23 protein-coding genes are annotated in these 23772 nt (G+C 62.4%); 9 read left to right on the top strand and 14 right to left on the bottom strand.

Annotated features, from left to right (window positions below; genetic code table 11):
• Positions 1–39: 39 nt before the first annotated feature.
• Positions 40–675 (top strand): response regulator transcription factor, encoded by a 636-nt coding sequence (locus tag PQR62_RS21630; protein WP_408160130.1) that lies wholly within the window; start codon positions 40–42, stop codon positions 673–675.
• A gap of 170 nt (positions 676–845) precedes the next feature.
• Here PQR62_RS21630 and PQR62_RS21625 read toward each other — a convergent pair whose 3' ends face one another.
• A complete protein-coding gene (locus PQR62_RS21625; protein ID WP_408160103.1) occupies positions 846–1403 on the bottom strand; it encodes a flavin reductase family protein in 558 nt (185 codons plus the stop codon).
• A 184-nt stretch (positions 1404–1587) separates the two neighbouring features.
• Between PQR62_RS21625 and PQR62_RS21620 the strand changes: the two genes are divergently transcribed.
• Positions 1588–2220, top strand: a complete 633-nt coding sequence (locus tag PQR62_RS21620; RefSeq protein ID WP_408160102.1) for an SRPBCC family protein — start codon at positions 1588–1590, stop codon at positions 2218–2220.
• Between the two features lie 18 nt (positions 2221–2238).
• Here the strand turns inward: PQR62_RS21620 and PQR62_RS21615 are convergent, their stop codons facing one another.
• Positions 2239–2586 carry a hypothetical protein gene (locus PQR62_RS21615; protein ID WP_408160101.1) on the bottom strand — a complete coding sequence of 116 codons (348 nt, stop codon included), beginning with the start codon at positions 2584–2586 and terminating at the stop codon, positions 2239–2241.
• A 401-nt stretch (positions 2587–2987) separates the two neighbouring features.
• On the opposite strand from PQR62_RS21615, the gene PQR62_RS21610 reads away from it, so the two are divergent.
• Both PQR62_RS21610 and PQR62_RS21605 read left to right on the top strand, forming a co-directional pair.
• Positions 2988–4187: a threonine ammonia-lyase gene (locus PQR62_RS21610; protein ID WP_408160100.1), complete on the top strand. Its 1200-nt coding sequence runs from the start codon at positions 2988–2990 to the stop codon at positions 4185–4187.
• Positions 4188–4410: 223 nt separating this feature from the next.
• Positions 4411–5823 (top strand): MFS transporter, encoded by a 1413-nt coding sequence (locus PQR62_RS21605; RefSeq protein ID WP_408160099.1) that lies wholly within the window; start codon positions 4411–4413, stop codon positions 5821–5823.
• Here the strand turns inward: PQR62_RS21605 and PQR62_RS21600 are convergent.
• Positions 5774–7087: an MFS transporter gene (locus PQR62_RS21600; protein WP_408160129.1), complete on the bottom strand. Its 1314-nt coding sequence runs from the start codon at positions 7085–7087 to the stop codon at positions 5774–5776. The genes PQR62_RS21605 and PQR62_RS21600 overlap by 50 nt on opposite strands.
• Positions 7088–7212: 125 nt before the next feature.
• Here PQR62_RS21600 and PQR62_RS21595 point away from each other — a divergent pair, with 125 nt between their 5' ends.
• Positions 7213–7710 carry a winged helix-turn-helix transcriptional regulator gene (locus PQR62_RS21595; protein WP_408160098.1) on the top strand — a complete coding sequence of 166 codons (498 nt, stop codon included), beginning with the start codon at positions 7213–7215 and terminating at the stop codon, positions 7708–7710.
• On the opposite strand, the gene PQR62_RS21590 is transcribed toward PQR62_RS21595, so the two are convergent.
• From PQR62_RS21590 to PQR62_RS21560, 7 genes are all read right to left on the bottom strand, one after another.
• Complete coding sequence (locus PQR62_RS21590; protein ID WP_408160097.1) at positions 7700–9334, bottom strand: methyl-accepting chemotaxis protein; 1635 nt, start codon at positions 9332–9334, stop codon at positions 7700–7702. The two genes, PQR62_RS21595 and PQR62_RS21590, sit on opposite strands and share 11 nt — an antisense overlap.
• Positions 9335–9392: 58 nt before the next feature.
• Entirely contained in the window at positions 9393–10121 is a 729-nt protein-coding gene (locus PQR62_RS21585; RefSeq protein WP_408160128.1) for an amino acid ABC transporter ATP-binding protein, read from the bottom strand.
• Positions 10122–10195: 74 nt separating this feature from the next.
• Positions 10196–10939 carry an amino acid ABC transporter permease gene (locus PQR62_RS21580; protein ID WP_408160096.1) on the bottom strand — a complete coding sequence of 248 codons (744 nt, stop codon included), beginning with the start codon at positions 10937–10939 and terminating at the stop codon, positions 10196–10198.
• A gap of 76 nt (positions 10940–11015) precedes the next feature.
• Positions 11016–11714 carry an amino acid ABC transporter permease gene (locus PQR62_RS21575; protein ID WP_408160095.1) on the bottom strand — a complete coding sequence of 233 codons (699 nt, stop codon included), beginning with the start codon at positions 11712–11714 and terminating at the stop codon, positions 11016–11018.
• A 182-nt stretch (positions 11715–11896) separates the two neighbouring features.
• A complete protein-coding gene (locus PQR62_RS21570) occupies positions 11897–12712 on the bottom strand; it encodes an ABC transporter substrate-binding protein (protein ID WP_408160094.1) in 816 nt (271 codons plus the stop codon).
• 242 nt (positions 12713–12954) lie between these two features.
• Positions 12955–14115, bottom strand: a complete 1161-nt coding sequence (locus PQR62_RS21565; RefSeq protein ID WP_408160127.1) for a pyridoxal phosphate-dependent aminotransferase — start codon at positions 14113–14115, stop codon at positions 12955–12957.
• Between the two features lie 207 nt (positions 14116–14322).
• Positions 14323–15021 (bottom strand): RraA family protein, encoded by a 699-nt coding sequence (locus PQR62_RS21560; RefSeq protein ID WP_408160092.1) that lies wholly within the window; start codon positions 15019–15021, stop codon positions 14323–14325.
• Between the two features lie 138 nt (positions 15022–15159).
• Here PQR62_RS21560 and PQR62_RS21555 point away from each other — a divergent pair, with 138 nt between their 5' ends.
• Positions 15160–16113 (top strand): LysR family transcriptional regulator, encoded by a 954-nt coding sequence (locus PQR62_RS21555; protein ID WP_408160091.1) that lies wholly within the window; start codon positions 15160–15162, stop codon positions 16111–16113.
• Between the two features lie 86 nt (positions 16114–16199).
• On the opposite strand, the gene PQR62_RS21550 is transcribed toward PQR62_RS21555, so the two are convergent.
• From PQR62_RS21550 to PQR62_RS21540, 3 genes are all read right to left on the bottom strand, one after another.
• Positions 16200–16871 (bottom strand): RraA family protein, encoded by a 672-nt coding sequence (locus PQR62_RS21550; RefSeq protein ID WP_408160089.1) that lies wholly within the window; start codon positions 16869–16871, stop codon positions 16200–16202.
• A gap of 79 nt (positions 16872–16950) precedes the next feature.
• Positions 16951–18150: an alpha-hydroxy acid oxidase gene (locus tag PQR62_RS21545; RefSeq protein WP_408160088.1), complete on the bottom strand. Its 1200-nt coding sequence runs from the start codon at positions 18148–18150 to the stop codon at positions 16951–16953.
• Between the two features lie 92 nt (positions 18151–18242).
• Positions 18243–19607, bottom strand: coding sequence for an MFS transporter (locus PQR62_RS21540; RefSeq protein ID WP_408160087.1), 1365 nt, complete (start codon positions 19605–19607; stop codon positions 18243–18245).
• Positions 19608–19988: 381 nt separating this feature from the next.
• On the opposite strand from PQR62_RS21540, the gene PQR62_RS21535 reads away from it, so the two are divergent.
• Complete coding sequence (locus PQR62_RS21535; RefSeq protein ID WP_408160086.1) at positions 19989–20945, top strand: LysR family transcriptional regulator; 957 nt, start codon at positions 19989–19991, stop codon at positions 20943–20945.
• A gap of 125 nt (positions 20946–21070) precedes the next feature.
• Here the strand turns inward: PQR62_RS21535 and PQR62_RS21530 are convergent, their stop codons facing one another.
• Complete coding sequence (locus PQR62_RS21530; protein WP_408160085.1) at positions 21071–21373, bottom strand: hypothetical protein; 303 nt, start codon at positions 21371–21373, stop codon at positions 21071–21073.
• Between the two features lie 400 nt (positions 21374–21773).
• On the opposite strand from PQR62_RS21530, the gene PQR62_RS21525 reads away from it, so the two are divergent.
• The gene (locus tag PQR62_RS21525; RefSeq protein WP_408160084.1) at positions 21774–23036 is read left to right on the top strand and encodes a Zn-dependent hydrolase; all 1263 of its coding nucleotides are present in this window, start codon (positions 21774–21776) and stop codon (positions 23034–23036) included.
• Between the two features lie 153 nt (positions 23037–23189).
• On the top strand, positions 23190–23651 hold the full coding sequence (locus PQR62_RS21520) for an Rrf2 family transcriptional regulator (protein ID WP_408160083.1): 462 nt from the start codon (positions 23190–23192) through the stop codon (positions 23649–23651).
• Positions 23652–23772: the final 121 nt, after the last annotated feature.

Raw genomic sequence — 23772 nt, 5'->3', positions numbered from 1 at the left:
CCACGCCGGGCAGCCGGCAACTCTGACGGGATGACGATGATGCTCGAAGCCAATACCCCTGTGGTCTATATCGTCGATGATGACGAAGCCGTGCGCACCTCGCTGGCCTGGCTGCTCAGCTCGGTCAATATCCGCACCGAATGTTTCGAAGGCCCGGAAGCCTTCCTCAAGGCCTATAACGCCAACAGCCTGTCCTGTCTGATTCTGGACGTGCGCATGCCGGAAGTCAGCGGCTTCCAGCTGCAGGAACGTCTGAATGAACTGGGCGCCGGCATCCCGGTGATTTTCGTCTCCGGCCACGGCGACATTCCGATGTCGGTGCGCGCCTTGCAGAACGGCGCGGTCGATTTCTTCGAGAAACCCTACAACTCGCAGCAGATGCTGGAACGCATCCAGGTCACGCTCAAGAACGTGGCCGGCAACATGCAGGCGCGCGAGCGCCGCGTGCAGCTCAAGATGCGTCTCAAGACGCTGACCGCGCGTGAACGCGAGATCATGGAAAAAGTGATTCTGGGTCTTTCCAGCAAGGTCATCGCGCGCGACCTGAACATCAGCGTCAAGACCGTCGACGTGCATCGCGCCAGCATCAAGGACAAGCTGGGTTGCCAGAGCACCGCCTCGCTGGTGCGCGACGTGCTGCTGGATTTCGGTCCGGAGTTTCTGAAGGCGGCCTGAATACAGTATCGCGGCAGATTTCCACCCGCATCTACATCCGCCTTCGCGGAGCAAAGACAAGATCCGGCGCGGCGCATTCGCCCCATCTGAATCGCCAGCCGGTCCTGTCTCTCTGAACTTCATGCACATCATGCCGGCGCATTCGCAGCCGGCATTTTTTTAGCCTGACGCTACAGCATGCCGGGCCGGAAGCGGGCACGCCGGCTGATGACCTCACCGGCCACCATGAACTGACCATCGCCCATGTAATGCACGGTCTTCGGATGTTTCGGGGAGCGCGCCACATGCGCTTTCACCACCTCGAAGATGAAATAGTTGTACTTGCCGATCAGCTTGCCGTCGGCCAGACGGCATTCGAAATTCGCGTGGCATTCGCCGATCAGCGGCGCATCGACCTGCTCTGCCGGCTGCGCCGTCAGGCTGAAGCGCGCGAACTTGTCGGTGTCGGCGCCGCTGCAATTGCCGATGTCGACCACGGTGTCGAGCATCTCCACGGTCGGCAGATTGATCACGCACTGCTTGCTCTTGCGGATCAGCTCGAAACTGTGATTGCCGCCGGCGATGACGCAGCCGATCAGCGAAGGCGAAAACTCCATTACGCTATGCCAGCCCATGGTCATGATATTGGTCTCGCCCTTCCAGGCCGAAGAGACCAGCACGATGGGGCCGGGTTCCAGATAGCGGCGCACCTGATGCACCGGGAAATCCTGTTTGCGGCGAATCGCCATTGCGCCTTCCTTTCTGCATGCCTGCATCCGGGTTAAATTCTGTTAGAAAGGATGACCGGTAATCGTTCCTTCATCTGCGGCGGCGCGTGATGCCTTATGCTGTTGATCTGTTGACATTCCATTGCGGCATTGCCGGCGCTGACACCTCGATTTCATGTCTCCACGATCCTCGTCCGTTCTTCACATGCTGCTGACGTCTGCCGTGGCGCTGCTGTGCTGCCCGGGCGCGGCGCTGGCCCAATCCGCGCCCCAGCCCGACCGGCAGCCGGCCACGGTGAGCGTCAGCATGAGCCGGCCTGCCGGTTATCCGCAATTCGATGTACGCGCCGAAGTCGGCGTCAACGCCAGCCTGCAACGCGCATGGCAGGTGCTGACCGACTACAGCCGGCTGGCCGAATTCGTGCCCAATCTCGATTCGTCCAGGGAGTTGGAAGCGGAGACCGGCATGACGGCGACACCGGGCGAACATGTGGTGGAGCAGCACGGCTACGCCCGCTTCCTGTTTCTGAAACAGAAACTGGAGCTGGTGTTGCGCGTGAAGGAAACGCCGTTAAGTCAGATCGACATGGCGCTGATGCACGGCAATATGCGCAAATTCAATGCCCGCTGGCAACTGAGCGAGACCGGGCCAGATCAGATCACGCTGAGTTACAGCGGCTTGATTGCGCCCGATTTTTACGTGCCGGGCCTGTTCGGCCCCGCCCTGATGCGCAGCGACCTGCGCGAGATGGTCAACGCGGTTGCGCGCCGGATTGAACAAGCGCCCGATGCCGCTGCGCAAATGAAACAGCCGGAACAGAGTCCGGCTGTGCGTTGAAAAGCAGAAAGCAAGGGCTCACAGCATCAGCACCGAATGCCCGTTTTCCGTCACGGCGTCGTAGCAGCGGGTGCAGACCCGGCAAAACAGATGCGAGCGTTTGACGTGACGGTGCCGCAGCACCAGTTGCAAGGCCACCCCGCTGCAATGCGGGCAAGCCTCGCGCATGGGCCCGACCGGAGTGACCTCGGCGGCCACGAATCCTTTTTCGGTCATCAGACCTTCCACCACATCTTGCGGATTGAGCTCGATCAGACTCAGCGTCAGCGGCGTTGACCGCTCATAGTATTGTTTCTCGGCAGACGGCGGCGGGGGAGTAAAGACCGGCGATGGCCGGGCTTCGGAATGGCTGCTTGCGATAGTCATTACAGTCTCCTTGAATGACGTGCTGTTGATTGACGCATGGACAGGCACCACCGGCATGGTGATGCAATCAATGCCTGGGCCTTGCTCAACTGCGGGATGAATCGCGATGAAGGTCTGCCTTCCGGGACATGGCCGGAACGGCTTGTGGCGCACCGCGCGCGATGGCCGCGCGCCGGAACGAATCTTCAATCTAGTCGCTCAGGCACAGGAGTTCAACTCCGCTTGCAAAAGATTTTTTCAGGGCGGCCCGCAACCCGGCAAGCTGTGTCCGATGTTGCTGCGATGTTGCTGTAACGACAAGGAATCGCGCGCTGCCGCCGGATGGCGCCGATGGCGGTGCATGCAGATCAATTCGGTCACGCCCTCTCTACAACTTGCCTGAATCCCACTACAATCGCCGGATGACAAATATAGAAGACATCGAACGCGCCGCCCTGCGGCTGCAAGGACAGATACTGGAAACGCCCTGCGTGGAATCGCGCACGCTCTCGGAAATCGTCGGCGCCCAGGTCTTTCTCAAATTTGAAAATCTGCAATTCACCTCCTCCTTCAAGGAGCGCGGCGCCTGCAACAAGATGGTCGATCTCGCCAACAAGGGCGTACGCGGCGTGATTGCGATGTCGGCCGGCAACCATGCTCAGGGCGTGGCCTACCATGCGCAACGACTGGGCCTGAAGGCGCGCATCGTGATGCCGATCTTCACCCCCGGGGTGAAAATCGAACGCACGCGCGGTTTCGGCGCAGAAGTGGTGCTGCATGGCGACACGCTGGAAGCCGCGCGTGCCCACGCCTACGAACTGGCAGAAAAGGAAGGCCTGACCTTCGTCCATCCCTACGACGATGAAGCCATCATCGCCGGCCAGGGCACGGTCGCGCTGGAAATGCTGGATGCGGTGCCGGATCTGGACACGCTGGTGGTCGCCATCGGCGGCGGCGGTCTGCTGGCCGGCATGGCGGTGGCGGCGCGGGCGCGCAATCCGCACATCGAGCTCGTCGGCGTACAGACGCGGCGCTTCCCGGCCATGGTCAATGCGATTCAGGGCACCACCCATGCGCAGGGCAGCAGCACCATCGCCGAAGGCATCGCGGTCGGCACGCCGGGCGTACTGACCAAGGCCATCATCGGCGAACTGGTGGACGAGCTGCTGCTGGTGGACGAAGGCGATATCGAACAAGCCGTGCTGATGCTGCTGGAAATCGAAAAGACGCTGGTTGAAGGCGCCGGCGCCGCCGGGCTGGCAGCGCTGATCCGCCACCCGGAACGCTTCCGCGGCAAGCGCGTCGGCCTGGTGCTGTCGGGCGGCAACATCGACCCGCTGCTGCTGACCGCCATCATCGAGCGCGGCATGGTGCGCGCCGGCCGTCTGGCGCGCGTGCGCGTCAGTTCGCGCGACGTGCCCGGCACGCTGGCCAAGATCACCGCCACCGTCGCCGAAGCCGGCGCCAACATCGACGAAGTGCATCACCAGCGCGCCTTCACCCTGCTGGCGGCGCAGAACGTCGACATCGAACTGGTGCTGCAAACCCGCGGCCGCGCACATCTGGCGCTGGTGTTGCAGGCCTTGCGCGATGGCGGCTTTGAGGCGGAAGAGTTGCACTGAAAGCCTTGTATCGAGGCAGCATCAGAAAACACGCAGCGGGCCAGACAAGGCGCGCTCATGCAAAGCCGGCGGCTATCACAGCGCCGGCTTTTTTCATGGTGAGCGGGCACATCGGCGCGCTGCATCAGACCCGCGCCCCCGCGCCTGCGTCACCGCGTCGGGAACCCCGCCCCTTGCTCGCCTGTCAGGTTTCTGATGAGAACAAGATGACAGGAGACCCGCCATGAGTAGCATCGCCAGCAATATCCCCGCCCGTCTCGACCGCCTGCCGTGGTCGGGCTGGCACTGGCGCGTGGTGATTGCGCTGGGCGCGGCCTGGGTGCTGGATGGTCTGGAGGTGACACTGGTCGGCTCGATCGGCAGCATTCTGGAGCGGCCCGATACGCTGGCGCTGAACGCCTCGCAGGTCGGCTGGACCGGCTCGCTCTACATCGGCGGCGCCGTGTTAGGCGCGCTGCTGTTCGGCCGTATGACCGATCGTCTCGGCCGCAAGAAACTGTTCATGCTGACGCTGGCGGTGTACATGCTGGCGACGCTGGCCACGGCGTTTTCCACCAGCTTTGCCTTTCTCGCGGTATGCCGCTTCATCACCGGCCTCGGTATAGGCGGCGAATATGCGGCCATCAATTCCGCCATCGACGAGTTGATCCCGGCGCGCGTGCGCGGGCGCGTGAATCTGGCGATCAATGCCAGCTTCTGGCTGGGCGCAGCGCTAGGCGCGGCGCTCAGTCTGGTGCTGCTGGATCCGCGCGTGCTCGGTCCGGCCACGGGCTGGCGCGCCTGCTTTCTGCTGGGGGCGGTGCTGGCAGTCGCCATTGTGCTGGTGCGCCGCCACGTGCCGGAAAGCCCGCGCTGGCTGCTGATGCATGGCCGGCATGCCGAAGCGGAACAGATCGTGACCGATATCGAAGCTCAAGTTGGCGCTGAACATGGCGCGCTGAGGCCGGTGCCGGCCGGCGCCCAGGGCACGGTGCAAGGATCGCTGCCGCTGCGCCGGATTTTCAAGGTACTGCTGCAGCAATATCGCGCACGCAGTGCATTGGTGACGCTGATGATGGTGGCGCAGGCCTTCGTCTACAACGCCATCTTCTTCACTTACTCGCTGGTGCTCACGCGCTTTTACGGCGTGCAGGACAATCGCGTCGCGCTGTATATCTTTCCGTTCGCGCTGGGCAATGTGCTGGGCCCGCTGCTGCTGGGCCATCTGTTCGACAGCCTGGGCCGGCGCCGCATGATCGCGCTGACCTACATCCTCAGCGGCATCGGTCTGGCGCTCACCGCCTGGGCCTTCACCGCCGGCCTGCTGACGGCATTGACGCAGGCGCTGTGCTGGAGCGTGGCGTTCTTCGTGGCCTCGGCCGCCGCCAGCTCGGCTTATCTCACGGCGAGCGAAGTGTTTCCGCTGCAGATGCGCGCCATGGCGATTTCGATTTTTTATGCAGTCGGCACCGGCACCGGCGGCTTCATCGCGCCGGTGCTGTTCGGCTGGCTGATCGACAGCGGCGACCGCCATTCGGTTGCCATCGGCTACGCCGTCGGCGCGGCGCTGGCCGTGCTGGCCGGCGTGGCCGCCTTGCGCTACGGCGTCAATGCCGAGCGCAAGGCGCTAGAGGAAGTGGCGGAGCTGCGGGAGTAGCAGTAGTAGCGGGAGTAGTGGGAGTAGCCGCCGGCATCAGCTTGAGCGTCGCCGCCCACCAGATCAGTGCCAGCAGACTGATGAACGCGCCCAGCAGGCATACGCCATGCCATCCGGCCCATGCATAGATATTGGTTGCGGCCAGCGCGCCGAGACCGCTGCCGACAGCGTAGAACATCATGTAGCAGCCGATCATGCGGCTCTGTGCATGACGGCCGTCGCGCAGGATCATGCTCTGATTGCTGACGTGAATGATCTGGCCGCCGACATCCAGCAGCAGAATCCCGAGCACCAGCGCCATCCAGTGCGCGCCCGCCTGCAGCCAGCTCAAGGGCAGCCACGACAACAACAGCAACATGAGCGCGGCGCCGGTCGCGCGCTGGCCCAGCCCGCGATCATCCCAATGGCCGGCGCGCGCCGCCCCCAGTACGCCGGCTACGCCCACCAGGCCGAAGGCGCCGATCGCAGCCTGCGACAGCGAATAAGGCGGTGCGCTCAGCGGCAGTACCAGCGCGCTCCAGAATACGTTGAACGCCGCAAACATCAGCAAGGCCAGCACTCCGCGAATCTGCAGGACGCGTTCGTGCTTTAGCAAAGCGGCCATTGACACCAGCAAGACGCCGTAGGCAGGCCATCCACGCAATTCCCCAGGCGCCGATTGGCGCGGCGGCGGCAAGCTGTATCTCAGCGCCGCCGCCAAAGCCATCATGGCGATGGCAGAACACTGATACACCAGCCGCCAGCCGCCGACCTCAGCCAGCACACCAGCCACCACGCGCGCCAGCAACAGGCCGATCACCACCCCGCCCTGAACCGTGCCGACCACACTGCCGCGCTGATGCGCGGCGGCCAGCGTCGCGGCGTAAGAAATCAGCCCCTGGGTCATGGCCGTGCCCAGCAAACCCAACAGCAGCATACCGGCCAGCAGCGCCAGCGTTGACGTACTCATCGTGACCAGCAACAGACAAGCGGCCAATGCCATGCCTTGCAACAGCATGAGCCGCCGCCGCTCCAGCAAATCTCCCAGCGGCACCAGCAGCAGTAGCGCCAGCATAGAGCCGGCCTGCGTCGCACCGACCACGGCGCCGATCGCGGCGGTCGATATGCCGAAGTCTGCCGCCAGCACATCCAGCAAGGGCTGGGCGTAGTACACATTGGCAACGCTGATGCCTGCGGCGCTTGCGAACAACATGATCAGCCCGCGCGGCAAAGCCACGGCCTTGGCATCGCCTGGATTTTTCGCATTGATTTCGCAAACTGCCATAGACCCCATTCAGTTTCAAATAAAAACCAGTTGGAGTGTAGATGCATAAGTTTTAAAATGCAACCAGATTGAATTGATGCATCGCTCCGATGTGTCGCATGAACAAGCCGCGCGCCGGGAACGATATGAAGACCGTCAAAACTGAAGTCTCTACCCAAGAATATTCCAGCTACGCCGAGCACTGCCCGGTCGGACGCTCACTCGATCTGATCGGCGACCGCTGGGCCTTGCTGATTGTGCGGGATGCGATGGATGGACTGCGCCGCTTCGGCGAGTTTCAGAAGAACCTGGGCGTGGCGCGCAACATCCTTGCCGACCGGCTGAAGAAGCTGGTGGATGCCGGCGTGCTCGACAGCGTACCGGCCTCGGACGGCAGCGCCTATCAGGAATATGTACTGAGCGCCAAAGGAGAAGAATTGCTGCCGGTCGTGCTCAGCCTGCGCCAATGGGGCGAACGGCATCTGTTCGGCGCCGGCGAAAAGCATTCCCGGCTGGTTGAAAGAGAAAGCGGCAAGCCGGTGGCGGCCCTGCAAGTACAGGCCAGCGACGGCAGGCCCCTGGCCGCCGCCGATGTCATGGTAAGGAAAGCCCATGCTGCCGCCCCGCGCAAACTCAAGCGCTGATCGACAGGCTATGCGCTAGCGGCAAAGTTGCTTGCGACACGCCTCGCATTGCGGACAAGGTCGACAACTCGGCCCCGATCTCAAACACGCTGACCAGCTGCGCCAGTTCAGCGGCCTGATCGCGCAGCGATTCGGCGGCGGCCGAGGCCTCTTCCACCAATGCGGCGTTTTGCTGAGTCATCGCGTCCAGATCGCCCAGAGCGCTGTTGACCTGATTGATGCCGGCATTCTGTTCGCTGGCAGCGGCAGTGATTTCATTGATGAGACCGCTGACGCGGTGCACGTCGCCGACGATCTCCTGCATGGTGGCGCCGGCCTGGCCGACCTGTTGCGAACCGGCGGCGACGGTGTGCATGGAACTGTCGATCAGTTCGCGGATTTCGCGCGCGGCCTGGGCTGAACGTTGCGCCAGGCTGCGCACCTCACCGGCCACCACCGCAAAGCCACGGCCCTGGTCGCCGGCGCGCGCGGCTTCCACGGCGGCGTTGAGCGCCAGAATATTGGTCTGAAAGGCGATGCCGTCGATCACACTGGTGATCTCGGCGATCTTCCTGGAGGACGCCGAAATCTGCGCCATCCGCTCCACCACGTCGCCCATCGCCTTGCCGCCGCGCGTAGCGGTTTGCGCCGCCTGCGCCGCCAGCTGGCTGGCCTGTTGGGCCGTACCGGCCGACTGCGCGATGGTGCCGGTGAATTGCTCCATGCTGGCGGCAGTGATTTGCAGATTGCCGACCGTTTGCTCGGTACGGTGCGCCAACTCCTGATTGCCGCTGGCGATTTCCGAAGTGGCCACCGAGACTGAGCCCACGCCGCTGCGCACGCGCGCAACCAAGGTGCGCAAACCATCCGACATGCGTTCCAGTGCCTGCTGCAGCTGGCCGAACTCATCACGCCGCGCTGCGCCTGGCGCAGGCTCGTCGCGCAGCAGATTGCCGCGTGCGATTTTTTCGGCAAGCTCGATGGCTTGCTTCAAGGGCCGCGTGATGGAGCGCGCCAGTAGATGCGACATCAATATGCCGGCGGCCAGCAACGCCAGCGCGCATGCCAGGCCTATCATCATCAGCTGGCGGCGCTGCTGCGCCACTTGCCCGAGCACCGCGTCGCGCTGCTGTTCTTCCAGCGCGACGAACTTGCGCAGGGCGCCGTGGTAAGCGGCAATCGCCGGTTTCAGATCATGTTCGATCATGCTTTGGGTGCCGCCGATATCACCCTTGTAGGATAGCTCGCGGGTCTTGCCGGCGACGCCGTTGACCGTGCTGCGCGCCGCATCCACATTGCCCAGGGCGCTGCGGTCGGCAGCGCTCAGATCCTGCGCCGCAATCTGCTTGCCCATGGCCAGCGTCTGTTCCATGCCGGCCTGCGCATCCTGTTCATAGCGCATCGCCAGATCGCCGTCGGAGGTATTGAGCGCCGCCACCATGCGTTCGCTGGTCAGCTCGGCGGTGCCCAGCCAGCGCACCGCGGAAATGATGCGTTGATCGTATTCACGCACCTGCTCCTGCGCGTGCTCCATCGAGCGCGCCGAGTAGTATTGCGTGACCGCCGCGACGGCGATCATCGCCACCAGCAGGCCGGTGATGCCGGCCGACAGCCGCACCGAAACACGTACATCATTCCATTTCATTCCGCTTCCCCTTGATTGATTTTGTTGCTCGCTGCCGGATGCGCAGGCCTCTTGATGCCTAATGCGAGCGCAGATCGGCCAGGAATTTCTGTGCGCGCGGGCTTTGCGGGCGCGCGAAGAAATCTTCCGGCGTGCCGGTCTCCACCATGCTGCCCTGATCCATGAACCAGACGCGATCGGCCACTTCGCGGGCAAAGTTCATTTCATGCGTGACGCAGATCATGGTCATGCCGTCGCGCGCCAGGCTCTTCATCACTTGCAGCACTTCGCCCACCATTTCCGGATCGAGCGCGCTGGTCGGTTCGTCAAACAGCATGGCCGGCGGATTCATCGCCAGCGCGCGGGCAATCGCCACGCGCTGCTGCTGGCCGCCGGACAACTGACCGGGAAAGGAATCGCCCTTGGCTGCCAGACCGACGCGCTCCAGCAGCTCCAGCGCACGCACACGCGCATCGGCGCGCTTTTGCCCGAGCACGTTCATGGGCGCCATCATGATGTTTTCCGCCACCGACAGATGCGGAAACAGATTGAAACTCTGGAACACGAAGCCGACTCGCGCGCGGAAATGATTGAGGTCGAGCCTGGGCGCATAGATATCCTGGCCGTCGAACACGATGCGGCCTTTCTGGATTTCTTCCAGCCGGTTGACCGTGCGGATCAGGGTCGACTTGCCGGAACCGGAAGGACCGCAGACCACCACCACTTCGCCGCGTGCAACTTCAGCGCTGACATCGGCCAGCGCGTGATAGCTGTCGTACCACTTGTTGACCTGTTCGAAGGAGATCATCGTTTTGGCATCGCCAGGGGAGTTCGTCGCCATGATTGGTTTTCCGTAGTGAAGTTTGGAGGTAGGCGGATTGTTCAGACCGGCACCGGCGGCGCAGTCAGCGGTGTGGCGGCAGCCGGGCCGCCGGCCGTGCGTCTGGCGGCGATGCGCTTTTCCAGCGCACGCGCCAGGCGGGTCAGCATGAAGCACAGCACGAAATAGATCACCGCCAGCAGGATGAAGACCGGGAAGGGCTTGGTCAGCAGAGTGCTGTTGATCTGGTTGGCGGCGAAGGTCAGTTCATTGACGCTGATCACGTAGCCCAGCGAGGTCTCCTTGATGTTGGAGACGAACTGGCTGACCATGGCCGGCAGCATGTTGTACAGCGCCTGCGGCAGAATCACCTTGAAGGTGGTCTGCAGGTAGCTCATGCCGAGCGCGCGCGAGGCCTCCATCTGGCCCTTGGGCAAACCTTCGATGCCGGCGCGGATCACTTCGGCGAGATAGGCCGCTTCGTAGATCACCAGCGTCACCAGCATGGTGGTGAAACCGGAGACCGTGCGGCCGATCAGCAGCGGCACGAAAAAGTAGACCCAGAAGATGAACATCACCAGCGGCACGCCGCGCACCACGTAGATGATCACCGTGGCCGGTGCGCGCACGAAACGCAAGGGACTGACGCGCGCCACCGCCAGCAGCACGCTGACGGGAAACGCCAGCAGCAGGCCGGCGATGGACAGCAGCAGCGTGATCGCCAGTCCGCCCAGCGGGCCGTTGGGATACTGGCCGATCAGCAGCAGCACCCAGTTGTCGCGCAAAATAGAGTAGATATCGGTCATGGCCTGTCTGTATTCCTGAAATCCTGAAATCCCGAGAGTCGGATGGGAGCGGGTAAAACTGGCGAAGCTGGCGAAACTAGCGGGTCCGGATGCGGTAGCGGTTTTCCAGCGCCGCGCCGGCCGCCATGATCAGCAGCGAGATGCCGAGATAGATGGAGGTGGAGACCAGATAGGTTTCGACGGTGTGGAAAGACTGGCTTTCGATCTCGCGCGTAGCGTAGGTCAGCTCGGCCACACCGATCACCATCGCCAGGCTGGTGTTCTTGAACAGCAGCACGCTGTAGCTGACCAGCGTCGGCAGCGCAATGCGCAGCGCCTGCGGCAGGATGATCAGGCGCGAGGCCTTGAGGTAGCTCAGACCGAGCGCGCGCGCCGCCTCCATCTGCGAAGGCGGAATCGAACGGATGCCGGCGCGCAGGCCTTCCGACATATAGGCGCCCATCGCTAGCCCGACCGCGATCACGGCGAACACGAAGTCGCTCTGATGCATGTTGATCCACAGTTGCCAGGACTCCGGCAGCAGCGTCGGCAAAGCGAAATACCAGAGAAAGATCTGCACCAGCATGGGCACGTTCTGGTGGTATTCGACGTAGGCGGCAACACCGTATTCGGCGATGCGGTTGTTGCTCATGCGGATGACCGCCAGCACGATACCGACCACCATGGCCAGCAGCCATGAATAGGCGGTCAGCTTGAGCATGGTGATCACGCCCTCGATGATCATGCGCGGATAGTCGTCGCGCAGCAGCACCGAAAAATCGAGTTTGAGCGGCATGGGAGAGACCTCTTGAAAACCATGGCGCCGCATCCCGGTTCAGAATGAGACTGAGGCGGATGCGGCGCACGGCAGCGGCGCCTGAAGCGCCGGCTGCGAAAATGACGAACGGGCGAGCGACAGATTGCTGCTGCGCTCTGCATGGGATCGCAGCAGCAATGTCCTCAACAGACGAGGTCTGATCAGCCCTTGATCGGCTCGATCTTGAAGCCGCGCTGCAGCTTGTACTGCGTGCCGGTGCCCAGCCACTTGTCGAAGATCTGCTTGGCTTCGCCGGATTTTTCCATGCCTTCCAGCACGCCGTTGACGTACTTGATCATGCCGGTTTCTTCCTTGCGGATGCCGATACCCCAGTATTCATTGCTCAGCGCCGGCGTCAGGATGTCGATCGGCGAGCTGCCTTCGACCTGCTGCTGGAATTTCACCAGCATCAGTTCGGATACGGCGAAACCTTCGACCTTGCCTTGCTGCATGGCGAGAAAAGCCGCCGGCGGGTCCTGGAAAGTGATGGTGGAGGCAGTCGGGATGGCCTGACGCACGGCGATTTCCGAGGTCGAACCCTTGGTGGCGCTGACGCGCTTGCCGGCCAGATCAGCCGGCGCCTTCAGACCCGAGGTGCGCTTGGCCGCAACCTTTTGCAGGCTGACGTAGTAGGCATCGGAGAACGCGATCTGCTGTGCGCGTTCGGCAGTCCAGCCCAGATTGGCGGCGACGATGTCGACGCGGTTCTGCTGCAGCTCGGGCACGCGTGCGGCGACCGAGATCATCTTCAGCTCCAGCTTCACGCCCAGGCTCTTGGCCACGGCCTTACAGAAATCGACGTCGTAACCCTGGATTTCGCGGGTTGACGGATTAGGGAAGCTGAACGGTTCGGCTGTACCGAGCGTGCCGCAGATCAGCGTGCCCTTTTGCTTGATGTCGGCCAGCTGATCCGCCGCTGCCGAGAAGCTGGCTGCCAGCAATGCTGCTGCGAGAACTGATTTCTTGAAAATGGACATGGTCCCTCCGCTGTTCAGATTTGATTGATTGTGTAGCCGCCCCGCTGCATCGCTGCAGCAAACCTGCGCCATCGATATGGCACATGGCGCGGACGACTTTGGTTTGTGCTGCCTGTTTACTTCCTGATGCCAGGTGTTTTCTGCCTGCGTTCTTACCTGCGTTCTTACCTGCTTATTTCCTGCTTATTTCCTGCTTGTTGCCTGGCTTACTGCTCCCCTGCGATTCAACACTGCTGCATTTCTTATCCGGCTTTCAATTGCGCCACGGCATCCGCCAGCTGCGCGCAGCCTTTTTCGATCTGCTCCATGGAGGTCGCGAACGACACGCGCAGATATCCCGCCTGGCCGTACGACGTGCCGTCGATGGTGGCGACCCCGGCCTGCTCGAGGAAATACAGCATGACCTCGACGTCGTTCTGCAAAGGCTTGCCTTGCGGCGTGATGCGGCCGATCAGAGCTTCGACGCTGGGGAAGGCGTAGAACGCGCCATCCGGACGCTTGCAGGCGATGCCGGGAATGGCGTCCAGCAGCTCCACCATGCGCACTGCGCGCGCGGCGAACAGCGCGGCGCCTTCGGCCACGCATTGCTGCGGCCCGTTGAGCGCCACCACTGCTGCCGCCTGGCACATGGCGCCGGGGCAAGTGGTGCTCTGCGAAATCAGCAGCGCCAGCGCCTTCATCAGCACGCGCGGGCCGGCGCCGTAGCCGATGCGCCAGCCAGTCATGGCATAGGCTTTCGACATGCCGTTGACCACCAGCGTGCGCGCAGTCAGCGCCGGCTCAACTTGCAGAGGAGACAGATGTCGCGCACCGCCGTAGACGAAATGCTCGTAGATTTCGTCGGTCATGAGCCATACCTGCGGATGGCGCATGAGCACTTCGCACAAGGCTTGCAGTTCGCTTTCGGTATAGACCGCGCCGCTGGGATTGTTGGGCGTGTTGAGCACCAGCCAGCGGGTGCGCGGCGTGATGGCGGCTTCCAGTGCGGCGGCGCTCAGTTTGAAACCCTGGGCGGCGGCGCTGGGCACGATCACCGGCGTGCCGCCGTTGATCGCCACCATGTCCGGATAAGACACCCAGAACGGCGTCGGGATGATGACTTCGTCGCCGTCGTTGAGCGTTGCAGCGAACGCATTGTAAATGATGTGCTTGGCGCCGTTGCCGACCACGATGTCTTCCGGCGCATAGTGCAGCGTGTTTTCGCGCGCCAGCTTGTCGACGATGGCCTGGCGCAGCGCCGGGGTGCCGGTCGATCCGGTGTAGCGCGTGTGGCCTTCGTGCAAGGCGGCGACGCCGGCTTCGACGATGTGCGGCGGCGTCGGGAAATCGGGTTCGCCGATGGTGAAATCGGTGATGCTGCGGCCGGCGGCGCGCAGGGCGTCGACACGCGCCTTGGCGGCCATGCTGGGCGATGGTTTGACGCTATCGAGACGGTGGGCGAGCTGCTTGTCCAATCAGATACTCCGGAAACGAAGGGTGAAAATGAGGTCGAGGTGCGGCCCGGATAATCAGGCCGGCACGATCGGGATGAAGAAGCGGGCAGAACCTCTTCATCACTGAAAAAAGAAGAAACGCGCGGGCGGCGGCCGCAGCGCATCACGCCTTGCAGATCACAGGCCGAAGGGCGTCAGCGTGCGCGCCAGCCATGCCTGTTCGACCTTGCCGTTGGCGATCTCGGCCTTGATGGCGTCTTCGAAGGCGGCGGTTTTGGCGGCAGCCGCAATCAGGCTATCGGCCTGCGCCGGCGCGAAGGCCACGATGCCGTCTTCATCGCCGACGATGACGTCGCCCGGCTCAATCACCTGGCCGCCGACCGTGACCGGCACATTGATCTGACCGGGGCCGTTCTTGTAAGGCCCGCGATGATTGACGGCGCGCGCATAGCAGGGAAAATCCGCAGCCACGAAGGCGGCGCTGTCGCGCACCGCCGCATCCAGCACGAAACCGGCGCAACCGCGCTGCTGCGCGTACAGCATGATCAGCTCGCCCACCAGCGCATTGCTGGTATCGCCGCCGCCATCCACCACCAGTACATGGCCCGGCTGCAGCATCATCAGCGCCTTGTAGATCACCAGGTTGTCGCCGGGACGGGTCTTGACCGTGAAGGCGGTGCCGACCAGCTTCTTCGACGGATGAATGCGCTGCAGGCCGCGCACGCCGGACAAGCGCTGCAGGTTGTCGCTCAGATGTGAAACCACGATGCCTTGCAGGGCCTCAATGACGGGCGCGGCAAGCAGCGCCGGAGCCGGGTTGATGACGAAATTCTGAGGTGCGGAAACTGAAGTTGCGGGCGTGACGGAAGCAGTCATTGTCATCTCCATTATTGGTTTTAGTTGATCGATGACCGCATCATAGGAGCGGGGAAAAACAAAAAAAAGCGATATTTAATTATAATAATCAATCACTTTTTGGAATCAATCGTTTTTTAGCGTGAAGGCGCGGGCAAGATGTTTTCATTCAAGCAACTGGAAGCGCTGTACTGGATCGCCACGCTGGGCGGCTTCGCGGCTGCCGCGCGCAAACTCAACACCACACAGTCGGCGGTGTCCAAACGCATCAAGGAACTGGAGGCCAGTTTCGATACCCCGCTGTTCGACCGCGACCAGCGCCAGGCGCGGCTGACCGAAAAAGGCGAAGAGATGCTGCTGATTGCGCGCCGCCTGCTGGAGCAGCGCGACGTCGCGGTGGAGCAGTTCAGCAAACCCGAAGTGATCGAACGGCGTCTGCGCATCGGCGTCACCGAACTGACCGCGATGACCTGGCTGCCGCGTCTGGTGCGCCGCATTCATCAGCACTATCCGCGCGTGATCATCGAGCCGGATGTAGACCTCAGCGTCAACCTGCGCGACAAGCTGCTCAACGACGACATGGACGCCATCATCGTGCCCGATGCTTTCGCCGAACCGGGTCTGTCGGCGCTGCCGCTGGCCAGCGTCAAGAGCGTGTGGATGGGCAAGCCGGGGCTGGTGAAAAACAGCGGGCCGCTGCGCATGCACGAGCTGGCGTCGCAGACCATCCTGACCCAGGGCAACAAATCGGGCACCGGCATCATCTATGATCGCTGGATCAAATCGCAGTCGATCTCGCCGGCCAATTCGCTGAGCTGCAGCAGCGTGGTGGCCTTGATCGGGCTGACCGTATCGGGCATGGGCGTCAGCTATCTGCCGTACAACTGCCTGCGCTCGCTGATTGAAAACGGCGCGCTGGAGGTGATCGAAACCACGCCGGCGCTGCCGGAGATTTCCTATGTCGCGCTGTATCGCGGTGAGCGCAAGAGCAGCTTCATCTCGTCGATTCTGATGCTGGCGCAGGAATGCTGCGAGTTCTCCGATCTGTTCCAGATCGAGGATCTGAGCCGCGATGGCAGCGGCAAGAAACGCCGGCCCTCCTTGTTTGAATGAGTTGTAAGCAAGGAGTGCTGGAAGTGTTGCGCGCTGAAAAAAACACCGGCCCAGGCCGGTGTTTTCAATTTGCTACAGGCGTCTGATCAGCCATCCAGCCCGTGCGGCTGCAAGACCTTGGTCAGCCAGCTCTGCTCCAGCTTGCCGTTGGCGATCTCGGCCTTGATGGCCTCTTCCACGGCAGCGGTCTTGCGCGCGGCCGCGATCAGCTGCGGCGCCGCCGACTGCGGAAAGGAGACCACGCCGTCTTCGTCGCCGACGATCAGATCGCCGGGCTGAATCACCTGCCCCGCCAGCGTGACCGGCACATTGATTTCGCCGGGACCGTGCTTGTAGGGGCCGCGATGGCTGACCGCGCGCGCATAGCAGGGAAAATCCGCCGCTTCGAACGCGGCCGTGTCGCGCACCGCCGCATCCAGCACGAAGCCGACACAACCGCGTTGCTGCGCGTACAGCATGATCAGTTCACCCACCAGCGCGTTGGTCGGATGGCCGCCGCCGTCCACCACCAGCACGTGGCCGGGCTGCATCATCGTCAGCGCCTTGTAGATCAGCAGATTGTCGCCGGGCCGGGTCTTGACCGTGAAAGCGGTGCCGACCAGCTTGCGGCTGCGATGGATGCGCTGCAGCCCGCTCAGGCCCGACAGCCGTTGCAGATTGTCGCTGAGATGCGAGACCACGATCTCGCGCAGGTCCGCGCAGAGTTGTTCATCGGCCAGCGCCGGCGCCGGATTGATCAGAAAAGGAGATGCCGTCATGCGAATACCTCGATAGAAACAAGAACAGGTTCAGAAAACAAATCCGGAAACAATCCCTCCGACGGCCGTCAGCACGTCCTCAGATGCGGCTGCTCAGCCTAACCAGTTGCCCCGGCTCGATTTGGTCGAGCGCGGTGATGCCGAGCATGGCCATGTTGCGCGAGACTTCATCGGCCAGCAGCGTCAGCGCCCGGCTGACGCCGGCTGCGCCGCCGATGGCTGCGGCATAGGCGAACGGCCGGCCGGCAAACACGCATCTGGCGCCCAGCGCCAGCGCCTTGATCACGTCGCTGCCGCGCCGCACGCCGCTATCCATCATCACCGGAATATCCGGGCAGGCCGCGACCACCGCCGGCAAGGCCAGCAAGGGTGCGATGGCGCCATCCAGCTGGCGGCCGCCGTGGTTGGAGACAATCACGCCGTCGGCGCCGCAGTCGCGCGCCAGCCTGGCGTCGTCCGCCGCCAGCAAGCCCTTGATCACCAGCGGGCCCTGCCACATGGCGCGAATCTTCTTGAAATGCGCCCAGTTGAGATGGCCGCGATCGGCAAAATCGCGCACCACGCTGGGCGACATGATGGGCGCACCGCGCGTGGCGTAATTGTTTTCGAAATGCGGCATGCCATGCAGCGCGATGGTGCGCAGGAAGGTGCCGAACAACCAGCGCGGATGGGTGATGCCATCCCAGGCCAGGCGCAGGCCGGGGCGCATCGGTGTGGAAAAACCGGTGCGCACATTGTTTTCGCGATTGGCGGCGACCGGCGTATCGACGGTGATCACCAGCGTGCCGAAACCGGCCGCCTTGACGCGCTCGATCAGCGCTTCGATCTTGGCATCCTCGCCCGGCAGATAGGCCTGAAACCAGCTCTCAGGTGCAGCTTGCGCCACCTCCTCCAGCCGGATCAGCGAAGAGCCGCTCATGACCATCGGCACACCGGCCTGCGCCGCCGCCTGCGCCAGCACCAGATCACCGCGATAGGCCGACAGGGCGCTCAGGCCGACCGGCGCAATGCCGAACGGCGAGGCATAGGTCTTGCCGAACAGCGTGATCGACTGGGTGCGCTGCGACACATTGCGCATCACGCGCGTCTCAAAAGCGTAGTGCGAAAAGGCCGAGCGATTCTGCTGCAGCGAAAAATTGGTTTCGGCGGCGCCGGCGATGTAGCCGAACACCGGACGCGGCAGAAAACGACGCGCCGCTTCTTCAAAGTCATCCAGGCACAGCAACTGCTGCAGATGCCTGGGCACTTTGGCCGGCGAGGTAATTTTTGTCTGAGTCATGTGGATGTGGTTTGCCTGGGGAGAGCGGCCGCCCGCTGGCTCAAATGTTCAATTGCTCAATTGAAGCGGGGAGCCAGCGGGCTGGCGCGGCATCATTCTTGTATCGGTTCGGCAATGGTAGCCAGAATCGCGAAACTGAGCAGCGAACCGATCGCCATGAAGGCAAACACATAGCTCCAGCCGTAAGTGTCGAGCAGCATGCCGGTGGCCAGGGGCGCGCACGCGCCGCCGATTTGGCCGCCCATGTTGACCACCGAGCTGGCGACCGGGAAGATTTTCTTGTCGGTCACGCTCATCGGGTAGGCCATGTAGGCCGAGTAACCGATGCTGAGCAACACGCCGGTGGCGAACAGCAGCATGCCGTAGCGCAGCGGGTCGGCCGGCGAATTGATCAGCAGATACATCATGCCGGCGGTGGCCAGCGCCGACAGCATCATGCCCGGCTTGCGGCGCTTGGCCAGCAGACGGTCCGACAGCAGACCGCCCAGCAGATTGCCGATGACTGCGCCTATCCACGGCGCCGAGGCGACCAGGCCCATGTTCATCACCGAGAATTTCTTGACGGTCAGCAGATAGGTCGGAATCCAGGCCAGCAGCACATTGGAAATGCCGAGCTGGAAGCAGTAACCGAGCGCACAGCCGATGATGTTCCAGGATTTGAAGACGCTCTTGCTGTCGGTCAGTTGCGGCACCCGGCGTGCGCGGATCAGATAGTCCAGCCAGGCCGGCACGGTCTTGCGCACGGTGGCAGAAGCCGAGGCGCCGGCGCCCCTGGATTCGGTGATGTACTCCAGTTCTTCGGGCGAACAGAAGCGGCTCTGGGAAGGATGATTGGTCACCAGCAGATACCAGATCACGGAAAAGATCAGCCCCGGAATCGCAAAGAAAATGAAGATTTCACGCCAGCCCCAGGCCGCGATGATGAGTGCGCACAACGGCGGCACGATCACCGGGCCGAACTTCACCGCCGACAGGAAGATGCCGCTGGCGGTGCCCTTTTCATGCGGCGGAAACCAGTTGTTGATGGTGGAGGCGATGCCGACCGGCAGCGGGCCTTCGGCCAGACCCAGCGCGAAGCGATAGATCTTGAGCGCAATGATCGACGAGGTGGTGCCGATCAGTCCGGTGAAAAGCGACGTCAGAATCATCGCGCCTGAAAAGATCTTGCGCACGCCGAAACGGCTGGTGGCAAAGCCGGACGGCAATTGCGCCAGCGCATAGCCGAACAGGAACAGGCTGAGCAGCGCGCCGGCCTCGGTGTTGCTCATCGCGAATTCCTTGCGGATGAAAGGCAAAGCCACGCCGATGTTGGCGCGGTCGGCAGCGGCAATCGTATAGATCAGAAAGATCATGCCGGCCACCACCCAGCGGAAGCCGGGTACTTTTCCGCGCGCGGCTTGAGTTTGCGACGGCGTGCCTGCTTGCGCCGCAGCGCTTGCGTCCTGTTTTACGTTCATGTCTGGCGATCTCCATTCATTGTTGTATTGGATGGAGAGAAGTCTCTACGCCTTCGCGCCGACCGTGCGAACACGGTGCACGGTGGGGCCGGCCTTGAGACTTGCACGCGCTGTGGCTGCCCTTTGCCGTGGATAGCAGCCGCTTGCGCACAAGACCGGGCCGCTGCTGCGACGCGCATCTCTTCCATCCCTGCATCCCCGCCGTGTTTCTTGCTTTTGTTGGGCGGGCCAGAACCAGTGTCATTCAGAAGCGGGTTCTATGGGCGGATAATAGATAAGCCAAATCAGGCAGTAAAATGAGTATTTCGCCCATAAAATAGTCGCATATGGACTATTTAAGCCAATTTGGCGGCGGAATTCCCGTACCCACAGGCTCATTCCATGTTCGCTCTCGCCATCGAAACCTATCTAGCCGTCGTCCGCAACGGCAACCTCAGCCGCGCCGCGCAAGAGTTGCACCTGACCCAGACCACCATCAGCAAGCGCCTCAAGGCGCTGGAAGAAGAGCTGGGCATGGTATTGATCGAGCGCGGCAAGGGCATGCGCCAGTTGCGCATGACGCATGCCGGCGAGGAGTTCTGCAAGATCGCCGAACAATGGAGCCTGCTGTCGCGCGAGGCCCGCATCCTCAAATCGCAGGGGCCGACGCTGTCGCTGACGGTAGGCGCGGTGGATAGCCTGAACGTGTTCGTGCTGCCGCCGGTGTATCAGGCGCTGCATGCGCAGCAGCGCTCGCTGAAGATAGAAATCCAGACGCTGCATTCGAATGAGATGGTGGAGAAAATCGAAAAACGCCAGCTCGACGTCGCCTTCTCGCTGCAGGACAGACCATCCGCGCAAGTCGATTTCAGCGTGTTCTTTTCCTCGCCGATGGTGGTGCTCACACCGGCGGCGGGCGCCGCGACGGCCGCATCTGCGCGCGGCAGGCGCAAGCGCAATGCCTGGCCCGATCCGGCCGACGCGGTGCATCCGGGCGAGCTCGATCCCAACGAAGAACTCTTCATCCCCTGGGCGCCGCCCTTCAACACCTGGCACGATCAGTGGTGGAATCCGCTGACGCCTTCGCGCATCAAACTCGACAGCGGCCACCTGATTCTGTCGATGATGCGCGAACCGCGCCAATGGGCCATCGTCCCGCTGTGGATCGCACAAGCGGCGCAACGCCGCGGCGACTACCTGATCCGGCCCTTGAGCGACACCCCGCCGCCCTACACCTGCTACCGCCTCACCCACAAGCAACCGACCAGCTCCACCGTGCGCGCGTTGAAAATCTTCGATCAGTATTGCACTGCGGTGTTTGATGGTGAGGCAAAGGCGGCGGGTTTTTTGCGGGGGTGAATTGAACCCTCGGCAATGTCCGCAAAGTGCACAGGCAAAAAAAAAGCCGGACGAATCCGGCTTTCAAATCGGCGGGACTGCATGTGATGCAGATCCCGCCGCCATTTCTTTATTGAATCAAAAGCTTATTGGCCCTTGTTCAGGTCGCTCTTGTCTTTCGGCGTGGCGGCCAGCTCAGCGTTACGCTGGGCAGTGGAGTCGGCCTTTTCATTCTTCAGCGACTTCTTGGCGGACTTCTTGTCGGACTTGTACTCGGCCTTGGCTTCCTTCTTCTTGGCCTTGTAGTCGGCCTTGGCGTCGGAATCGGCCTGGCGCTTTTGCACGAACGGGTCGGTGGTCGGCGCAGTCGAAGGCGCTGCGCTTTGCGCCATCGCGGCGCCGGTCATGGCCATGAAAATGGACGAAATGAGAATGTGGCGTGCTTTCATATTATTGATCTCCTTGGCTTCGTAATTAGGAATGTCATGTTGCTGTGACCGTCACGTCGGCGACAGTCATGCGGCTCATTCAATATACAAAAATGCACAGCCGCGCTATGTCGGACAAGCGCTGATATTGCGCTTCGCCGACCTCGCAAAACAGAGAAAGCAAGGCATCGTCCGACAGCGGATCTCTGATATCTGGCGGCAATCCGCGGGTTGGACGCGCCGAATTCTCATGGCGCCGGAAATCCGCAGGCAATATGGCGGCTGTTCGGGAAACATGCCCACCCCGCAATTGCCGCTATCATCTCTATCCCGCCCATCCCTGCAATCCTGGCATGGGCGGCGAAGCTGCTGCACTGACGCATTCACCTCCTCGCATTCACCTCCTTTTATCCCTAGCGAAATGATTGAACCTGATATCAAACTGGCGCAGCAACTGTTCGAGCAATTGCGCGCCGAGAGTTTCGACGGCATCGGCATCACGCGCGATACCTATGGCGCCGGCGAGCAGCGTGCGCATGATCTGATGGCGCAGACGGCGCGCGCGCTGGGACTGGAAGTGCGCACCGACGCTGCACTCAATCTCTACATGACGCTGCCGGGCAGCGACCGCAATGCGCCGGCGGTGCTGACCGGTTCGCATCTGGACTCGGTGCCGCGCGGCGGCAATTACGATGGCGCGGCCGGCGTGGTGGCGGGTCTGAGCGTGCTGGGCGGCTGGGTCGCCGCCGGTCTGCAACCGCACTGCGACGTCACCGTGATGGGTGTGCGCGCGGAAGAAAGCGCCTGGTTTCCGGTGTCGTACATCGGCAGCAAATCGGCCTTCGGTCTGCTGCCGGCCGAGGCCCTGGACATCAGGCGCATGGACACCGGCATCAGCCTGAGCGAGCATCTGCGCCAGCATGGCGGCAACCCCGAAGGCATCGCCGCCGGCGAGGCTTATCTGAGCGCAGACAAGATCCGCTGCTTTCTGGAACTGCATATCGAACAGGGGCCGGTGCTGGTTGAAGAGCAACTGGAAGTCGGCGTGGTCACCGGCATCTGCGGCAGCCTGCGTTATCGCCATGCACAGGTGTTCGGCAGCTATGCCCACTCCGGCGCGACGCCGCGCTCGCATCGCAGCGATGCGGTGGTGGCGCTGGCCGAGGTGATTTCCCGGCTGCAGCAGCATTGGGCCAATATGGAAGCCGCCGGCCACGAAATGACGCTGACCTTCGGCCAGGTCAACACGGATGTGCAGCAGGCGGATATCAGCAAGGTCTCGGGCCTGGTCAATTTCAGCATCGACATGCGCTCGCGCAGTCCGCAAGCGCTGGCGCTGATGGATCAGCATCTGCAAGCCGCCATCGCGCAGGCCACGCAAACGCATGGCGTGCGCTTTGAACTGGGCGAGCGCACCGGCAGCAAGGAAGCCGAGATGGATGCAGGCCTGCGCAACATCATGCAACTGGCGGCAAAAGAATTGCAACTGAGCCACCGCGAATTGCCCAGCGGCGCCGGCCACGATTCGGCGCTGTTCTCGAATCAAGGCATTCCGACCGCGATGCTGTTCGTGCGCAACGGCAATGGCAGCCACAATCCCGACGAAGCGATGGACTTACAGGACTTCGCCGGCGGCGCCCGCGTGCTGGCGCGCGTGATGGCTGCGCAAGCCGGACTGGTCTAGCGCAGTGCCATGAACGTTCAGGTGCACAAGGCCGGCCTGCAAGCAATTGCTGGCCGGCTTTTTTTTGACGCCACTGCACATTCATTGCACGCATATTTGTGTTCGCATCAGTCAAGGTTGACACCCGCAATTTCACGTAATAATATTAGTTACATGAAACGAAACGACAGATTATCTGTGGCCTTGCACGTGCTATTGCATATGGCGCAGCGTGCCGACGACCCGATGACGTCCGAAGAAATGGCGGCCTGCGTCGAGACCAATGCAGTGGTGATCCGACGCACCTTCGCCGGCTTGCGTGAAGCCGGCATCGTGACTTCAGTCAAAGGGCATGGCGGCGGCTGGAAGCTGGCGCGCGCACTATCGGAGATCACGCTGCATGAAGTCCAGCAGGCCTTGGACGAGCGCCTGTTCAGCGTTGCAGCCAATGGCGAAAGCCCCGGTTGTCTGGTGGAGCGCGCGGTCAACGAGGCCATCGGCGAAGCGATGGCCGCAGCCAATCGCCTGATGGATGAACGTCTGGCCGGGATCACGCTGGCCGATCTCACGGTCGACGTCAACCGTCTGTTCTGCAAGCAACAGGCAGCGTCCGGAAAGCCTTCGCGCCGCCACTGAGCTATTTCAGAGAAGGTAGTACCGCCACCCGCATCAGAACCCCGTCTGGGGAAGCTTCACTGCGTTCAAACAGTATTCAGCCAGATAGCTAGCCGCCGGCATGAGCAGCGGCCGGGCGACG

Origin of the sequence: Herbaspirillum lusitanum (assembly GCF_046025995.1) — a bacterium.
GTDB lineage: Bacteria > Pseudomonadota > Gammaproteobacteria > Burkholderiales > Burkholderiaceae_D > Herbaspirillum > Herbaspirillum lusitanum_A.
This window is presented reverse-complemented; position numbering and strand designations above follow the sequence as displayed.

Excerpts from the sequence above, each read along its gene's own strand:
- PQR62_RS21555 (WP_408160091.1), top strand. The coding sequence starts at position 15,160 with ATGTTTTCATTCAAGCAACTGGAAGCGCTGTACTGGATCGCCACGCTG.
- PQR62_RS21565 (WP_408160127.1), bottom strand. The coding sequence starts at position 14,115 with ATGGCCGCCAAGGCGCGTGTCGACGCCCTGCGCGCCGCCGGCCGCAGC.
- PQR62_RS21630 (WP_408160130.1), top strand. The coding sequence starts at position 40 with ATGCTCGAAGCCAATACCCCTGTGGTCTATATCGTCGATGATGACGAA.
- PQR62_RS21545 (WP_408160088.1), bottom strand. The coding sequence starts at position 18,150 with ATGACTCAGACAAAAATTACCTCGCCGGCCAAAGTGCCCAGGCATCTG.
- PQR62_RS21520 (WP_408160083.1), top strand. The coding sequence starts at position 23,190 with ATGAAACGAAACGACAGATTATCTGTGGCCTTGCACGTGCTATTGCAT.
- PQR62_RS21580 (WP_408160096.1), bottom strand. The coding sequence starts at position 10,939 with ATGACCGATATCTACTCTATTTTGCGCGACAACTGGGTGCTGCTGCTG.
- PQR62_RS21595 (WP_408160098.1), top strand. The coding sequence starts at position 7,213 with ATGAAGACCGTCAAAACTGAAGTCTCTACCCAAGAATATTCCAGCTAC.
- PQR62_RS21590 (WP_408160097.1), bottom strand. The coding sequence starts at position 9,334 with ATGAAATGGAATGATGTACGTGTTTCGGTGCGGCTGTCGGCCGGCATC.
- PQR62_RS21600 (WP_408160129.1), bottom strand. The coding sequence starts at position 7,087 with ATGGCAGTTTGCGAAATCAATGCGAAAAATCCAGGCGATGCCAAGGCC.
- PQR62_RS21620 (WP_408160102.1), top strand. The coding sequence starts at position 1,588 with ATGCTGCTGACGTCTGCCGTGGCGCTGCTGTGCTGCCCGGGCGCGGCG.
- PQR62_RS21575 (WP_408160095.1), bottom strand. The coding sequence starts at position 11,714 with ATGCCGCTCAAACTCGATTTTTCGGTGCTGCTGCGCGACGACTATCCG.
- PQR62_RS21585 (WP_408160128.1), bottom strand. The coding sequence starts at position 10,121 with ATGATCTCCTTCGAACAGGTCAACAAGTGGTACGACAGCTATCACGCG.
- PQR62_RS21535 (WP_408160086.1), top strand. The coding sequence starts at position 19,989 with ATGTTCGCTCTCGCCATCGAAACCTATCTAGCCGTCGTCCGCAACGGC.
- PQR62_RS21610 (WP_408160100.1), top strand. The coding sequence starts at position 2,988 with ATGACAAATATAGAAGACATCGAACGCGCCGCCCTGCGGCTGCAAGGA.
- PQR62_RS21615 (WP_408160101.1), bottom strand. The coding sequence starts at position 2,586 with ATGACTATCGCAAGCAGCCATTCCGAAGCCCGGCCATCGCCGGTCTTT.
- PQR62_RS21550 (WP_408160089.1), bottom strand. The coding sequence starts at position 16,871 with ATGACGGCATCTCCTTTTCTGATCAATCCGGCGCCGGCGCTGGCCGAT.
- PQR62_RS21530 (WP_408160085.1), bottom strand. The coding sequence starts at position 21,373 with ATGAAAGCACGCCACATTCTCATTTCGTCCATTTTCATGGCCATGACC.
- PQR62_RS21560 (WP_408160092.1), bottom strand. The coding sequence starts at position 15,021 with ATGACTGCTTCCGTCACGCCCGCAACTTCAGTTTCCGCACCTCAGAAT.
- PQR62_RS21540 (WP_408160087.1), bottom strand. The coding sequence starts at position 19,607 with ATGAACGTAAAACAGGACGCAAGCGCTGCGGCGCAAGCAGGCACGCCG.
- PQR62_RS21570 (WP_408160094.1), bottom strand. The coding sequence starts at position 12,712 with ATGTCCATTTTCAAGAAATCAGTTCTCGCAGCAGCATTGCTGGCAGCC.
- PQR62_RS21525 (WP_408160084.1), top strand. The coding sequence starts at position 21,774 with ATGATTGAACCTGATATCAAACTGGCGCAGCAACTGTTCGAGCAATTG.
- PQR62_RS21625 (WP_408160103.1), bottom strand. The coding sequence starts at position 1,403 with ATGGCGATTCGCCGCAAACAGGATTTCCCGGTGCATCAGGTGCGCCGC.
- PQR62_RS21605 (WP_408160099.1), top strand. The coding sequence starts at position 4,411 with ATGAGTAGCATCGCCAGCAATATCCCCGCCCGTCTCGACCGCCTGCCG.